Genomic DNA, 14,079 nt, shown 5'->3' with positions numbered 1-14,079 from the left:
TGATTGTTTGCTGCTTGCCGCGACGATTTTCCAAAAAAACTGCCGCTTGCTCGCGATGGCGGGTGAGGATTCGGCTCCGGAAGCGCGGCGTTGGCTTGTGGAGATTTGCGAGGTTCTAACTACACTTCAACGATGACGGGCCATGCGTGAAACCTTCGTTGAGGGCTGGCAATGAGTGGAAAGAACAGATTCGCAAGCACGGACCGGATGCATGCCTGGCTGATGTCCTGCTCCTCTGGCGCGGCCTATGTCGTTTGCGTCGGTTTGGCCTTGGCGCTGACGATGGTCTTGGCGCTGGCGTTGACGACGTGGCGGATGCAGTCGGCGGCCAGGGAGAGGGCCGAGTTGGTTGTCGGGCAGCTGACCTGGCAGTTGTCGCCCGCGTTCGCCGCGCTGACGCGATTGGACGGGCTGCCGCCGTCGGAGCCGGATTGCCGCGCTCAAACCCAGGCTTTGGCTGAATTGGTTCAGCGCACGTCGCTGGCGCGCTTCGCCTTGGCGCACGGCGCCGGCGGCGCGCAGTGTGCCTCCCGGCGCGGCGTTTCGGAGGGGGTGGCAGGGTTTGAGAATGGGGCGAGCTTGTTGCCGGCTGGCAATGGCCAGCTGTTGCCGGGGTTGCGGTTGGGGCATGCCGCAGGGGTGATTGAGTTGGACGCAGGGCCCTTGGTGGCTCAATTGGCGTTGGCCGAGCGTGATGGTTTGAAAGTGCGCTTGCTGGCCGGGGGGCGGGCGCTGGCCGCCAACGGCGAGGTGAGGGATCAGGGGGCGGATACGGGCGGAGAGGTGGTATGGGTGCCGTCCGCGCCGGCGCGCATAGGTGTGCTGGCGGCGCCGCAGTGGGCGGCCGCGCCCTTGTTGGCATTGCAAACCCAATGGTTGGCCCTGTTGGCGGCCGCAGCCTTGGGCGGCGGCGTCGCTTGGGGGGCGCGTCGCGGTTCCGGTGGGCGCAAGGCGACGGGGTGGGAGATATCCGAGGGGATTCGGCAAAAAGAGTTTTTCGCCCATTACCAGCCCATCGTCACCGCGGCTAGTGGCGAATGTGTCGGAGTAGAGGTGCTGGCGCGCTGGCGGCACCCGGTCCAGGGCAATGTGCGCTCCGAACTCTTCATTCAGACCGCGATTGAAGCCGGCATGATTGTGCCGCTGACACGCTATATGCTGCGGAGGGTGGCCGAGGAGTTGAAGCAGATCGTATTGCCTCCGGGCTTTATGGTTGGAGTCAATATCTCTACCGATCACCTGGCTTTGCCCGAATTGCTGGAAGATTGCCGGCCGCTGGTTAATCTATTGCGTGAAAAGCAGGCTCAGCTGGTGTTGGAGGTGTCGGAGAGGGCTCCGTTGCAAGAGGCTTCCGGCGCGCAAAAGGTGATCAACGGCTTACGGCAGATGGGCGTGAGGCTGGCCTTGGACGACTTCGGCGCCGGCTATGCCGATAAGGCCTATCTGAGCCGCTGGGGCTTCGATTATCTGAAGGTTGAGAAAGGTTACGTGTCGGCCTTGGGTCAGGACAGCCTGAAAGGGAATATTCTGGATGGCCTGCTTTTATCTTCCAACGAAATGGGGGTGCAGGTCATCGTGAAAGGGGTGGAGACCCAGGGTCAGCAAAGCTATCTGAATGTGAAGGGCTTCGAGTATTTGCAGGGCTTTTATTTTGGCAAGCCGATGACCTTGAATCATTTCCGGCAGTGGCTGTATTCAGGTATTGCGGAAAGCCGAGTCCGTCCGGCTGGCAAGAGGGGGGGCGACGGGTGAGTCCGGATCCCGGCTTGGGCGCGCGGGGGCGTTTTGTTACAATGCGCCCTTTTTTGTTTCAGGAAAGGGGTAGGGAATGATGTATGCCGTGCAGCGTTATGCGGCCTCCCGTCCTTGGGCCAAGCGCGTCAGCCAGTTGTATGTTCAGGCCTTGCAACCGTCGGCGGCGCGCAAGGAAATGAAGGAAGTGATCAAGCGCGAGTTGGAACGCGCCGCCCAGGTGTTCACAGTAAAGCAGCAGACCATTGTCGCCGAACTGGCTTTGGCGGAGTCCTGGGGCTGTTTCGCTCGTCATGGCCGCGTGATTTCCCATCTGGACGACGGCTTGGTGCGGGCCTTGGCCCACACTCGGCTGCCCTCGCAATTGCCGGATACGTTGAATTTGCCGGCCGACGCCTTCTTTCTGCATGTGCCCGGAGGCGGCGGGGCTTTCGTCTCGCATCAGCCGGAGCGCAAGGCCTTGCTGCTGACCTTGGTGGAGGAAGGGTTTTCGCGCGACGCCGCGCAATGGCTGCATGAGTCCGACGCGGTGGAAGCTTTGCTGGTCACCTATCCGGGCGAACTGGCGCCGCAGATAACGGAGGTGGCGGAGCGTTGGCAAGCCTTGTTGGCCGCGGTGCTCAATGGCCTTGCCATGATGACTCAGCCCAAGCTGGAGAGAGAGCTGTCCTGGCAGTCGGGTGCGCCGGAGTCATGGGTGGAGCAGGCCGGCGCGCCGACTTGCGCCAAAACTCGGCAGCGCGGCCGCAGTCAATTGCTGAAGGCCGGCTTCAGCGAGGTGAGCTTCTGCCGCATTCCCGAGCTGGACGCCGCGCAGACTTATGCGACTCAGGGTTACTGGCGGCGACAGGCGTTTGGCGAGGCCAAGGCGAATTCGCGGCTGGTGTGGGTGGCGCCTAAGTAAAAAAGACGATTGACTGTTTAGGGCCTGTTAAAAGTCTCGCGTGCAAGGGCTTTGAGCTGGTTCTCAGTATTCCTGCAGCAGTTCGCGGATGGTGTCTCTCAGCTTATTGGTGGAGAAAGGCTTGTCGCAGCAGGCCGAGACGCCGGCCGCTTCCACTTCGGCCAGCCGGTCGTGGTCGGTCTCACTGGTGATCATCAGGATGGGGGTGCGCCCCTGGATGCTGTTTTGACGGATGTGGCGAGCTAGTTCGCAGCCATCCATGCCGGGCATGTGGTAGTCGACGATGATCAGTTGAAAGCTTTCGCTCTCCAGTAGCGGCAGCGCGTCGGTCCCGCTGGCGGCTTCGGTGAAGTGTTCGAAGCCCAGTCGCTCCAGCACGGCGCGCACATGGCGGCGCGAGGTGTGGCTGTCGTCTACGATCAACACCTGGACATTGGCCAGATCCGTGTCCACCTCCATGGCCAGGCTCTCGGTGTTGATGAAGTCCAGCGCGTTGGCCAGCACCTCGTCCAGTTGGCCATTGGTGAAGGGCTTGGGCAGGATGCCCAGGCTGCCCGCCTGGCGGATGGGTTCCAGCCGTTCCGGATTGGTTTCGCTGGAAACCAGAATGAAAGGCATGCCGCTGAGGTCGGCGCTTTCGCGCATCTGTTGCAGTAACTGCTGACCTGTCATGTCCGGCAGGTAATAGGCGCTGATCACTAAGTCGGGGCGCGACTCGCGCGCACGGCTGAGCAGCGCTTCGCCGTTGGGGTGGACCTCCACTTTGGAGATGCCCATCTCCCCCAACGCCTTGCTGATGATCTGCGCCTGCACATGCGAAGGCTCAGCCAGCGAGATGATTAAATGTTGTACTTCCAGCATGCCTCTTCCCCCGCCTGTATTCTCTAATTTTGTCAAAGCCGTCCGCAACCGTTGGCCAATGCGTAAGTGTCGACGATCCCGGGCGCGTCTTCAATGGTTCTTATGTTGGTTTGGCACGAATTGCGCGGTGCGGCAAGCAAAATCTGTCGCTTGGGCCGGGGGCGGCAAATCTTGCCGCCCATTGTTGCCGTTTGGGCCGCTGTGGCCGAGGGTGTGGCGTATTGCTCAGGAAAATCAAAGGGCTGTCGAGACGCGGTGGCTTGGCACGCTTCCTGCTTTAACGTCGTCTCAAGGAGGCTGACATGCTAGACAAAATCGCCAAACATTTCGACTTTCAGCAGCGAGCGCTGAATTTGCGGGCCTATCGCACCGAGGTGCTGGCCAGCAATATCGCCAATGACGAAACCCCTAACTACAAAGCGGTGGATTTCGACTTCGGCAAGGCCTTGCAGGCGCAAACGGATGCGCAGGGTCGTTTGGCGATGAATCTGACCGATGCCCGCCACCTTGCCGGGGCCGGCGGCGCGGGCAACGGTGCCGCGCTGCAATACCGCGCGGCAGTGCAGCCCAGCGTGGACGGCAACACCGTGGACATGGATGTGGAGCGGGCGGCTTTCGCCGACAACGCGGTCCGCTTCCAGTCGACGCTGACTTTTCTGAACAAGCGGATCAGCGGCCTGAGTTCGGCGATCCAGGGCCAGGGAGGCAATAGCTGATGTCTTTGTCCAATGTGTTTTCCATTTCCGGTTCGGCGATGTCGGCGCAATCGATGCGCCTCAGCCTGGTGGCCAGCAATATCGCCAACGCGGAAAGCTCGACCAGCTCCACCGGCGAGCCCTACAAAGGGCGTCACGCGGTGTTCACCGCGATTCCGGTGACGGCGGCGCAGCCGCAGGTGGCCGGCGTGCGCGTGACCGCGGTGGTAGAAGACCAGACCCCGCCGCGGCTCAAGTACGATCCGGGTAATCCGCTGGCCGATCAGCGCGGCTACGTGACGATGCCCAATGTGAACCCGGTGGAGGAGATGGCCGACATGATCGCCGCCTCCCGCGCTTATCAGAACAATGTCGAAATCATGAATACGGCCAAGACGCTGCAGCAGAAAGTGCTGCAGCTGGGCCAGTGAGGCGAGAGGAGTAACGGCAATGGCTAGCGCAAACCCTTATGACGTACTGAATAGTCAGACTCAGACCAACCCGAACAGCAGCGTCAACGGCAGCAAGAGCAATTCCGGCGTGGTCGGCTCCAGCGCCAACGACATTCAGAGCACTTTTCTGAAACTGTTCGTGGCTCAGATGCGTTCCCAAGACCCGATGAACCCGATGGACAACAGCCAGATGACGTCCCAGATGGCGCAGATCAGCCAGGTGGGCGGCATTCAGCAGCTGAACCAGTCTATGCAGGCGCTGATCGGCGCGCAGGCGGCGTCACAGTCTCTGATGGCGTCCAGCATGATAGGCAAAAAAGTGCTGGTGGCCGGCAGCAGCCTGCCCAAACCGCCGGATGGCGGCACCACCCCGGCCGGCGTGTTGCTGAACGGCCCGGCGCAGACGGTGAAAGTCAGCGTCAAGGACGCCAACGGCAATGTGGTCCGCACCATGACCATCGACAAGCCGGTGGCCGGCGTCAACACCTTCAGCTGGGACGGCAAGAACGACAAGGGCGAAGTGGTGCCGGCCGGCAAATACAGCTTCAGCGCCGACGTGACGCAAGCCAGCGCCAACGGCAGCACCAAGGCCGTGGCCTACAACACGCAGACAGTAACCGCAGTGGCCTGGGATCAGGGCATTCCCGAGCTGGTGCTGCCGGACGGCAGTCGCGCCCAGTTGGGCGACGTGGCGCAAATGACCGCCTGATCCCGCTGACCTCATTCGACTTCAAGGACTGACATCATGGGCTTTCAACAAGGTTTAAGTGGCTTGAACGCCGCCTCCACCCAACTGGATACCATCGGCAACAACGTGGCCAACGCCAACACCGTGGGCTTCAAGAGTTCGCGCACGGAGTTTGCCGACATGTACGGCAATACCTTGTACGGCATCGCCACCACTACGCCGGGCATTGGCGTCAAGGTAGCCGCGGTGACGCAGAACATGAGCAACGGCAACGTGACCACCACCGGCCGCAGCCTTGACTTGGCGATCAACAACGGCGGCTTTTTCACCGTGGCCCAGCCGGACGGCACCTTGTCCTATACCCGCAATGGCCAATTCCAGATCAACAATCAGGGTTATGTGGTCAATAACGGCAACTTCCTGCAGGGCTGGCAGGCGGACGCCGCCGGTAATATCTCCCAGGGGCCGGTCAGCAAAATACAGCTGAACTCCAACTTGGTGTCGCCGCAGGCCACCACCAAGGCCACCCTCGGCATCAACCTGGATTCTCGCAGTACCGTGCCGACTGTTGCGCCGCTGGACCCGACTAATTCAGCCTCCTACAACTGGTCGAACACCAATACGGTTTACGATTCGTTGGGCAACCCGCATCAGGTGACCATGTACTATGTCGCCGGCACGCCCACCGCCGCCGGCCGAACCTGGACCGCGACCGCCTATGTGGATGGCAACCCGGCCAATAACACGCCGCCCAACAGCAACAATTTTTCGCTGACCTTCAATACCTCTGGTGTACTGACCACGCCCGGACCGTTCAATATCAATTTCACCCCCAGCCCGCTCAACGGCTCGGCGGTGCCGCAGACTGTGGCCTTCAGCTTTACCGGTTCCACTCAGGTGGGTCAGAATTTCGGCGTGACCACTCCGCCGACCATTGACGGTTCCGCGCCGGGCAACTTGAAGGGCATCAATATTTCGTCCTCCGGCATCATCCAGGCGACGTTCACCAACGGCCAGACCAAGACCATAGGTCAGGTTGCTCTCGCCAACTTCATCAATCCGCAAGGCTTGCAGTCCAAGGGCAATAATTTGTGGGCGCAGACCTACGATTCAGGGATTGCCTCCTACAACGCGCCAGGCACCGGCAATACCGGCACTATTCAGGCCGGAGCGGTGGAGGATTCCAACGTCGATCTGACCGCGGAGCTGGTCAATATGATTACCGCGCAGCGCTATTACCAGGCCAATGCGCAGACCATCAAAACCCAGGACACCCTGGTGCAGACCTTGCTGAACATCTGATGAGCTGAGCGCGCGCGATGGATAGAATGCTTTACTTGGCGATGAACGGCGCCAAGCACGTGATGTGGCAGCAAGCCACTACCGCCAACAATCTGGCCAATGTGCACACCAACGGCTTCAAGGCCGATGTGGTGGCGTTCCGCGCCTTGCCGGTGGTGGGAGAGGGCGCGCCGACCCGGACCTATGTGGTGGACAATACCGTGGGCCACGATCTGAGCCAGGGTAGTCTGATGCACACAGGTAACGCTAGCGACTTCGCCATCGGTTCCAAGGGCTTCTTCGCGGTACAGGCGCCGGACGGCGCCGAAGCCTATACGCGCGATGGCGGCTATGTGCTCGACGCCACCGGCATGATGCGCACCCGCTCCGGCCTGCCCATCATGGGCGACGGCGGCCCCATTGTTGTCCCTACAGGTTCCCGCATTCAATTGGGCGAAGATGGCTCGGTCATGGCGATTCCGCTGTCCGGCGTGGTGCGCACGCCGCAGCTGGTCGGGCAGATCAAGATGGTCAACCCCGGCCCTAAGGACGTGTACAAGGGCGAGGACGGTCTGTTTCGCATCAATGGCGGCGGCAACGCGGCAGCCGACGCCAATGTCAAGCTGGTGCCGGAAATGCTGGAGGCCAGTAACGTCAATTCGGTGGAAAGCCTGGTGCAGATGATCTCCCACGCCCGCCAGTACGACCTCAACGTCCGATTGATGCAGACCGCGCAGCAAGGCGATCAGCAGGCGGCTCAGTTGTTGTCCACCAACGGTTAAACCAATAAGACAAGATTTCGCCGCGGCGGCCCGGTAGAGGCTGCGCGGTTCTGGAGACGAGGTAAACAAGCCATGATGCGCGCACTGTACATCGCCAAGACCGGCATGGATTCCAGCCAGTTTCAACTGGACGTGGTGTCCAATAACCTGGCCAACGTCAACACCGTGGGTTTCAAGCGCAGCCGCGGCATTTTCGAGGACTTGTATTACCAGACCTTGCGTCAGCCCGGCGCGCAGCTGGCCAACGGCAACACCACGCCCACCGGTCTGCAGGTGGGGACCGGCTCGGCGGCGGTGGCCACCGCCCGCATCCACTCCCAGGGGAATATGACTCAGACCGGGCAGCCGCTGGACATGGCGATCGCCGGCGAGGGCTTCTTCCGCATCCAACTGCCGGATGGCACCACCGCCTATACCCGCAACGGCGAGTTCAAGCGCAACTCCAACGGCGACGTGGTGAATCCGGACGGCTATCCGCTGAACCCCAATATCAACATTCCCGGCACCGCCAACCAGATTACGGTGTCCACCGCCGGCGTGGTGCAGTACTTCTTGCCCAACAACCCGGCGGCGCAAACCGCGGGCACCATCCAGCTCACCACCTTCATCAACCCGCAGGGCCTGGAGAGCGTGGGCAACAACCTGTATTTGCAGTCCGCATCCTCCGGCGATCCGCAGGATGGGGATCCGCAGACCGATACCCGAGGCGCGGTGCGCTCCGGTTTCGTGGAGGCGTCCAACGTCAACGTCACCGAGGAACTGGTCAATATGATCACTGCGCAGCGCGCGTTTGAAATGAACTCGCGGGCGATCACCACTGCGGACCAGATGCTGCAGAAACTGAGCCAGCTGTAAGCGGAAGCGGGCCGCCGGTGGAAGGCGGCCGATTGAGATTTGAATTGACGAGGTGTTTGATGAAGGCGATGGCGATAGCGGCGATGCTGGCCGCACTACTAAGCGCTTGCGTGACCCAGGAGCCGCCGCTTGTGCAGCAACCCACCAGCGCGCGTCCGCAACCGCAGCCGGTCAGCATGCCCACCAATGGGTCGATTTTCCAGGTAGCCAGTTACCGGCCGTTGTTTCAGGACCGGATGCCTGCTTATGTCGGCGACACCTTGACGGTGAACATCCAGGAAAACTCGTCCACGTCGGCGTCGGAGCAGACAACCAATACCCGCACTTCGGGTCTGAATAGCAGCATCAACGCCGGCATCAAGATTCCCTTCCTGCCCAGCGGCGCCGCCGGTGGCTTGGCCGGCGCCAATTTTGGCGGCACGGGCTCGGCCAACAATACCGGCAAGGGCGACAACAAGGTGGCCACCTCCTTTGTCAGCTCCATCACTGTCACGGTGTTGGAGGTGTTGCCCAACGGTAATCTGTCGATCAGCGGCGAGAAAGTCGTGCGCGTGAACAGCGATACCGAGTCGATCCGCCTGTCCGGCGTGGTCAATCCGCGCGATATCAGCGCGGATCGCAGCGTGTCTTCGCTCAAGGTGGCGGACGCCCGCATCGAACAGCAGACCAAGGGCACGCACCGGCTGTACAATGAGCCGGGCTGGCTCACCAAGTTTTTCATGAGTATATTGCCGATTTAACGGATGACCGGCCCGCCGCGGCCGCTTGGCGGGCGCGGCGGGCTGAAAGCGGGCGGAAAATGAAGCGATTGATGTTAGGGATGTTGTTGGCGCTGGCGCTGTTCCCTGCCTTGGCGGCGCAACGTTTGAAGGATCTGACCAATGTCGGCGGGGTGCGTCCCAACCAACTGATAGGTTATGGCCTGGTGGTGGGTCTGGACGGCAGCGGCGACAAAGTCACCTCTTCGCCGTTCACCGGCCAGGCGATGTCCAATATGTTGAACCAGTTGGGCGTACAAGTGCCTCCTGGCACCAAGCTCGATCCCAAGAATATCGCCGCAGTCACGCTGACTGCGACCTTGCCGCCGTTTGCGCGGCAGGGGCAGGCCATAGACGTGACGGCTTCGTCGATTGGCGATGCCAAAAGCCTGCGCGGCGGCACCTTGCTGTTGTCGCCGCTAAAAGGCGCGGATGGTCAGATCTACGCGATGGCGCAGGGCAATGTGGTCGTCGGCGGCGCCGGCGCCTCGGCGGGCGGCAGCTCCGCCCAGATCAATCAGCTTAGCGTGGGCCGCATTCCAGCCGGCGCCACAGTGGAGCGCGAAGTGCCCACTGCGCTGGGGTCCGGCGAGTTCATCAATCTGGAGCTGCGCGAGTCCGATTTCACCACTGCCAACCGTGTGGTGCAGGCAATCAACAAATCGTTCGGCCAGGGCACCGCGCGCGCGGTGGACGGCCGGCTGATCGAAGTGCGCGCGCCGTTCGACCCGGATCAGCGTGTGCAGTTTCTGGCCAAGATGGAAAATATTGCCGTCGACCCGGCAGATGTTTCCCCCACCGTCATTATCAACGCCCGCACCGGCTCCATCGTGATGAACCAGGCAGTGACCTTGGCGCCGTGCGCGGTGTCGCACGGCAATCTGACCGTGACCGTCAGCAACACGCCGCAAGTGAGTCAGCCCAACCCGTTGTCCGGCGGCAAGACCACGGTGACCAATCAGACGGACATCAGCATCAACACCCCAGGGAGCAAGCTGATCAACGTGCCCAACGGCGCCAATCTGTCGCGGGTGGTGGCGGCGCTGAACGCGCTGGGCGCGAATGCTCAGGATCTGATTTCCATTTTGCAGGCGATGAAGTCCGCCGGCGCGTTGAAAGCGGACTTGCAGATCATCTGAGCCTTGCGAGGGCGGCAAAGGAAAAGACGGCCAAGCGGCCGTCTTTTTTCTGGCCCGAATCTTGCTTTTAGATGAGATCCAGGAGCGAGAAATGACGATTCAGTCCATCAATGCCGGCGCCATGAGCGCCAACGATTTGCTAAACCGGCAGTTGGCTGTGGATCCGAGCCAGCTGAATGAGCTGCGGGCACAGGCGATCAAAGACCCCAAGGGCGCGGCGCGGCAGGTTGCGTCGCAGTTCGAGGCCTTATTGATGAACACCTTGCTCAAGAATATGCGCGAGACCAAGTTCGACCCGGAAGGCGAATCCAACGATTTGAACACCTACCAGGGCCTGTACGATCAGCAGTTGACTCAGGCTTTGAGTTCCAACGGCGGTTTGGGTTTGGGCGACATGTTGTATCGCCAGATCGCCAAACAGTCGAATTTCGATCCGGATGATAAGAGCGCGCACACGATTTACGCCGCTTCCGGCCCGCAACTGGCTGCGCGCCCCACCGGCGGCTCCAAGGCCTTGCTGGCCTACCAGGAGGCGCAGCAGACCGCCAGCGCGGGGCTGACTTTGACGGCCCCGGCGGCTCATGCCAAGGCCGAAACGGCCGGCAGGGGCGGCAGCCGCGACTTCGCCGCCGAGATGTTGCCGCACGCCCGCACGGCCGCAGCCCAGTTGGGCGTGGCGCCCGAAGCCGTGGTCGCGCATGCCGCGCTGGAAAGCGGCTGGGGCAAGCGGGCGATCCGCCACCCGGACGGCAGCAACAGTCATAACCTGTTCGGCATCAAGGCCAGCGGGGATTGGCAGGGACGCACGGTCAGCGTGATGACCACCGAATACGAAGGCGGGGTCGCGCAAAAGCGAGTGGAAAAATTCCGCGCCTATGGTTCTTACGCCGAGGCTTTCAGCGACTATGCCCGTTTGTTGAAGGATTCGCCGCGCTACAAGAGCGCGTTGAACCAAGGGCAGAACATGTATGGTTTCGCGCATGCGCTGCAATCCGGCGGCTACGCCACCGATCCACGCTACGCGCGCAAGCTGGTGGATGTGGCGGCGACATTGGCGCAGCAAACCACGCGTAGTTGAGGACAAGGCTGCGGCAGCGGAACTTGCGTTTCAGGGTCAAGTTTTGGCGGGCCGGGCCGATAAAGCAAACAGAGGTAAATCATGGGCTCCAATATTTTCTCGATCGGCGTGAGCGGACTGAATGCGGCTCAAACGGCTTTGTCGGTAACCGGCAATAATATCGCCAACGTCTCCACGCCGGGGTACAACGTTCAATACATCACCCAGGCCGGCCGCACGCCGCAATATGCGGGCTTCGGCTTTCTGGGGCAGGGCGTGGATGTTACCAATGTGCTGCGCACCTATGACAAATTCCTGTCTGGCCAGGTGCAGACCGCGCAGACCAACAGCAGTTATTACAGCACCCAGGTCAAGCAGTTGAATCAGATCAACAATCTGATGGCGTCGACCGACGTGTCCATTCTCCCCGCCTTGCAGGATTTCTTTGGCGCGATGCAGACGCTGTCGCAGCAGCCGGACGCCATTCCCAGCCGACAGACAGTGTTGAACATGGCTCAGGCCTTGAGCACCAAGTTCGCCACCATCGACGGACAGTTGCAACAGCTGCAGTCCGGCGCCAACGGTCAGATCAAGACCACGGTGGACAGCATCAACGCGCTGGCCACGCAGATCGCCAGCCTCAATACCGAAATCGCCGCATTGACCGGCGGCAATCAGTTGAGCGCGCAGCCCAACACGCTGATGGACCAGCGCGATCAGGCCATGCTGGAGCTGAACAAGTTGGTCAGCGCCAAGGCTGTGCCGCAGGCGGACGGGACTTACTCGGTGTATATCGGCAACGGTCAGACCCTGGTGACCGGCGGTCAGACCAACACGCTGGCCACGCAGCCTTTGCCCAGCGATCCCACCACCTTGCAATTGGTGTTCAACAACCCCAATGGCACGGTGACGGCGATTCCGAACAATCTAGTCTCCGGCGGCCAACTGGGTGGTTTGCTGAACTTTCGCGATGGCCCCCTGCTGCAGGCCCGGCAGCAGTTGGGAACGATGGCGATCAATTTTTCCGCCTCAATTAATTATCAGAATCAGCTGGGCGTGGACAACACTGGCGCAGCCGGCCAGCCCATTTTCAACGATCTGAGCAGCTACGCCTCCAACCCGCAGAATGCGGCGAGCAATCTGCAAGTATTGATGGGCGACCCCAATAAACTGGCTACAGCCTCCAATATGGTGTCCACCGGCGGCGCCGGCGGCAACGGCGTCACTATGAGCGGCGTGTGGGCCACGCTGCCGGGCGGTTACGCAGGCAGCATCAACAGCGTGCCGCCGGTCTTTCCCGGCACCGGTACGCACCCGTCTATCGGCATGACTGGGATGACCATTACCGCCTCCGGCAGCCCGGCGACGATGACCGCCACCATCGCCGGCCCCAATGGCGGCGGTCCTTACAATGTGGTTCCGGTGGGTGGCGGGGCCAGCAACAGCTTCAAGTTGCAGACAACGGCGGTGCCGCCGGTGGACGTGGGCGTCAGCTTTCAGCTGTCCGGCGCGCCTATCAACGGCCAGACTTTCACCGTGGGGCCGGCCCCGGCCGGCACCAAGCCGCCGCCGGGCGACAACACCAATTTGCGCGAGTTGCTGGCGCAGCAAAACTTGAAGCTGATGGGGAATCAGTCCTACGGTTCTTATTATTCGACACTGGTGGCCTCGGTGGGCAATCAGACCAATACTGCGCAATTGCAGTCCGCGGCCATGCTGAATACGTTGAAGCAAACCACGGAAAGCCTGTCCAACGTCACCGGGGTGAGCCTGGATCAGGAGGCGGCCAATCTGATCAAGTATCAACAGTCCTATCAGGCGTGTAGCAAGGTGATACAGGTGGCGCAAACCACCTTCTCCAGCATCCTGAACCTGATGGGCTAAGGAGAGATCGATGCGTATCAGTTCCAATAACATTTATCAGTCCGGCCTGAACAATATGCAGAGCTTACAGGCCAGCATTTACAAGCTCACCATGCAGATCGACAATCAGCAGCGGGTGGTGACGCCGGCCGACGATCCGGTGGCCGCGGCGCGCATTCTGCTGATCAGCCAGTCCCAAGGCCAGAACAGTCAGTACATCAGCAATACCCAAGCGGTCAGCTCCTGGCTGTCGCTGTCCGAGACCGCGATCAAAAGTTCGTCGGACCTGATGGCCAGCATGAAGAGCCTTGCGATTTCCGCCGGCAGCGGCGCGTTGAGCCCAACCGAGCTGCAGGCGATTCAGAAGCAGTTGCAGGAGGGCATCACCGAGTTGACGACCTACGCCAACTCCACCGACGGCCGCGGCAATTATCTGTTCAGCGGCAACAAGACCGATACGCTGCCTTTCGCGGTCAGCCTGTCCGCGGTGCCGCCGGCTTCGTATCTGGGCGATACCGGCCAGCGCAGCGTGCAGATCAGCGCTTCGCAGCAGATGACGATTTCCGATCCGGGCAGCACGGTGTTCGGCACGCCCGGGGGCAGCGCCACCGCGGCCTTCGATGGCCTGATCCAGCTGAACACTCTGTTGGGCCAGAATCCAAAGCCCGCCAACTTCGGGGCTCAGTTGAATAGCGCGATCAACGCCATCGACTCGGCCCAGCAGCAGATGTCGCTGGCTTTAGCATCCATCGGCGCCCGCGGCCAGCAGAACGATAATATGCAGAATGTGGGGGGGAGCCTGAAATTGCAGTACGCCAGCAGCATTGGCGATTTGCAGGATCTGGACATGCCGCAGGCGATCTCTGATTTCACCCTGGCGCAGACTTCGTTGAAATACAGCCAGCTGACCTACAACAAGGTGACTCAGCTCTCGCTGTTCAACTATATCTCCTGACCGGCGTCCGCCGGATATGACAAAGGCCGCGCAAGCG

General features: G+C 61.2%; 14 protein-coding genes. 13 read left to right on the top strand and 1 reads right to left on the bottom strand.

Going from position 1 to position 14,079, the window contains the following annotated elements; all coding sequences use genetic code 11:
- Nucleotides 1-207 precede the first annotated feature (207 nt).
- Nucleotides 208-1,752, top strand: a complete 1,545-nt coding sequence (locus tag GYH29_RS13705; protein WP_052052174.1) for an EAL domain-containing protein — start codon at nucleotides 208-210, stop codon at nucleotides 1,750-1,752.
- A 76-nt stretch (nucleotides 1,753-1,828) separates the two neighbouring features.
- The gene (locus GYH29_RS13700) at nucleotides 1,829-2,656 is read left to right on the top strand and encodes a hypothetical protein (protein WP_043592994.1); all 828 of its coding nucleotides are present in this window, start codon (nucleotides 1,829-1,831) and stop codon (nucleotides 2,654-2,656) included.
- Between the two features lie 63 nt (nucleotides 2,657-2,719).
- Here GYH29_RS13700 and GYH29_RS13695 read toward each other — a convergent pair whose 3' ends face one another.
- Entirely contained in the window at nucleotides 2,720-3,517 is a 798-nt protein-coding gene (locus GYH29_RS13695; protein ID WP_019102826.1) for a response regulator, read from the bottom strand.
- A gap of 302 nt (nucleotides 3,518-3,819) precedes the next feature.
- Between GYH29_RS13695 and flgB the strand changes: the two genes are divergently transcribed.
- From flgB to flgL, 11 genes are all read left to right on the top strand, one after another.
- A complete protein-coding gene (gene flgB / locus GYH29_RS13690; protein WP_019102825.1) occupies nucleotides 3,820-4,233 on the top strand; it encodes a flagellar basal body rod protein FlgB in 414 nt (137 codons plus the stop codon).
- Complete coding sequence (gene flgC, locus GYH29_RS13685; protein WP_019102824.1) at nucleotides 4,233-4,643, top strand: flagellar basal body rod protein FlgC; 411 nt, start codon at nucleotides 4,233-4,235, stop codon at nucleotides 4,641-4,643. The genes flgB and flgC overlap by 1 nt, the downstream gene beginning before the upstream one ends.
- A 19-nt stretch (nucleotides 4,644-4,662) precedes the next feature.
- The gene (locus tag GYH29_RS13680) at nucleotides 4,663-5,373 is read left to right on the top strand and encodes a flagellar hook assembly protein FlgD (protein ID WP_019102823.1); all 711 of its coding nucleotides are present in this window, start codon (nucleotides 4,663-4,665) and stop codon (nucleotides 5,371-5,373) included.
- A gap of 36 nt (nucleotides 5,374-5,409) precedes the next feature.
- Nucleotides 5,410-6,654 carry a flagellar hook protein FlgE gene (flgE, locus tag GYH29_RS13675; protein ID WP_043592998.1) on the top strand — a complete coding sequence of 415 codons (1,245 nt, stop codon included), beginning with the start codon at nucleotides 5,410-5,412 and terminating at the stop codon, nucleotides 6,652-6,654.
- A 17-nt stretch (nucleotides 6,655-6,671) separates the two neighbouring features.
- Nucleotides 6,672-7,415 (top strand): flagellar basal body rod protein FlgF, encoded by a 744-nt coding sequence (locus GYH29_RS13670; protein ID WP_039754246.1) that lies wholly within the window; start codon nucleotides 6,672-6,674, stop codon nucleotides 7,413-7,415.
- Nucleotides 7,416-7,487: 72 nt separating this feature from the next.
- Nucleotides 7,488-8,270, top strand: coding sequence for a flagellar basal-body rod protein FlgG (gene flgG / locus GYH29_RS13665; protein ID WP_043593001.1), 783 nt, complete (start codon nucleotides 7,488-7,490; stop codon nucleotides 8,268-8,270).
- Between the two features lie 59 nt (nucleotides 8,271-8,329).
- Complete coding sequence (locus GYH29_RS13660; RefSeq protein WP_019100835.1) at nucleotides 8,330-9,010, top strand: flagellar basal body L-ring protein FlgH; 681 nt, start codon at nucleotides 8,330-8,332, stop codon at nucleotides 9,008-9,010.
- A 59-nt stretch (nucleotides 9,011-9,069) separates the two neighbouring features.
- Entirely contained in the window at nucleotides 9,070-10,167 is a 1,098-nt protein-coding gene (locus GYH29_RS13655; RefSeq protein ID WP_081574966.1) for a flagellar basal body P-ring protein FlgI, read from the top strand.
- A gap of 91 nt (nucleotides 10,168-10,258) precedes the next feature.
- Nucleotides 10,259-11,245: a flagellar assembly peptidoglycan hydrolase FlgJ gene (gene flgJ / locus GYH29_RS13650; protein WP_019101934.1), complete on the top strand. Its 987-nt coding sequence runs from the start codon at nucleotides 10,259-10,261 to the stop codon at nucleotides 11,243-11,245.
- 81 nt (nucleotides 11,246-11,326) lie between these two features.
- Entirely contained in the window at nucleotides 11,327-13,108 is a 1,782-nt protein-coding gene (flgK, locus tag GYH29_RS13645) for a flagellar hook-associated protein FlgK (protein WP_019101935.1), read from the top strand.
- Nucleotides 13,109-13,118: 10 nt separating this feature from the next.
- Nucleotides 13,119-14,042: a flagellar hook-associated protein FlgL gene (flgL, locus tag GYH29_RS13640; protein WP_019101936.1), complete on the top strand. Its 924-nt coding sequence runs from the start codon at nucleotides 13,119-13,121 to the stop codon at nucleotides 14,040-14,042.
- Nucleotides 14,043-14,079: the final 37 nt, after the last annotated feature.

It is taken from the genome of Chromobacterium haemolyticum, assembly GCF_009936155.1.
In the GTDB taxonomy this organism is placed as follows: domain Bacteria; phylum Pseudomonadota; class Gammaproteobacteria; order Burkholderiales; family Chromobacteriaceae; genus Chromobacterium; species Chromobacterium haemolyticum.
The sequence above is the reverse complement of the archived record's forward strand: the minus strand, read 5'-3'. Positions and strand labels throughout refer to the sequence as shown.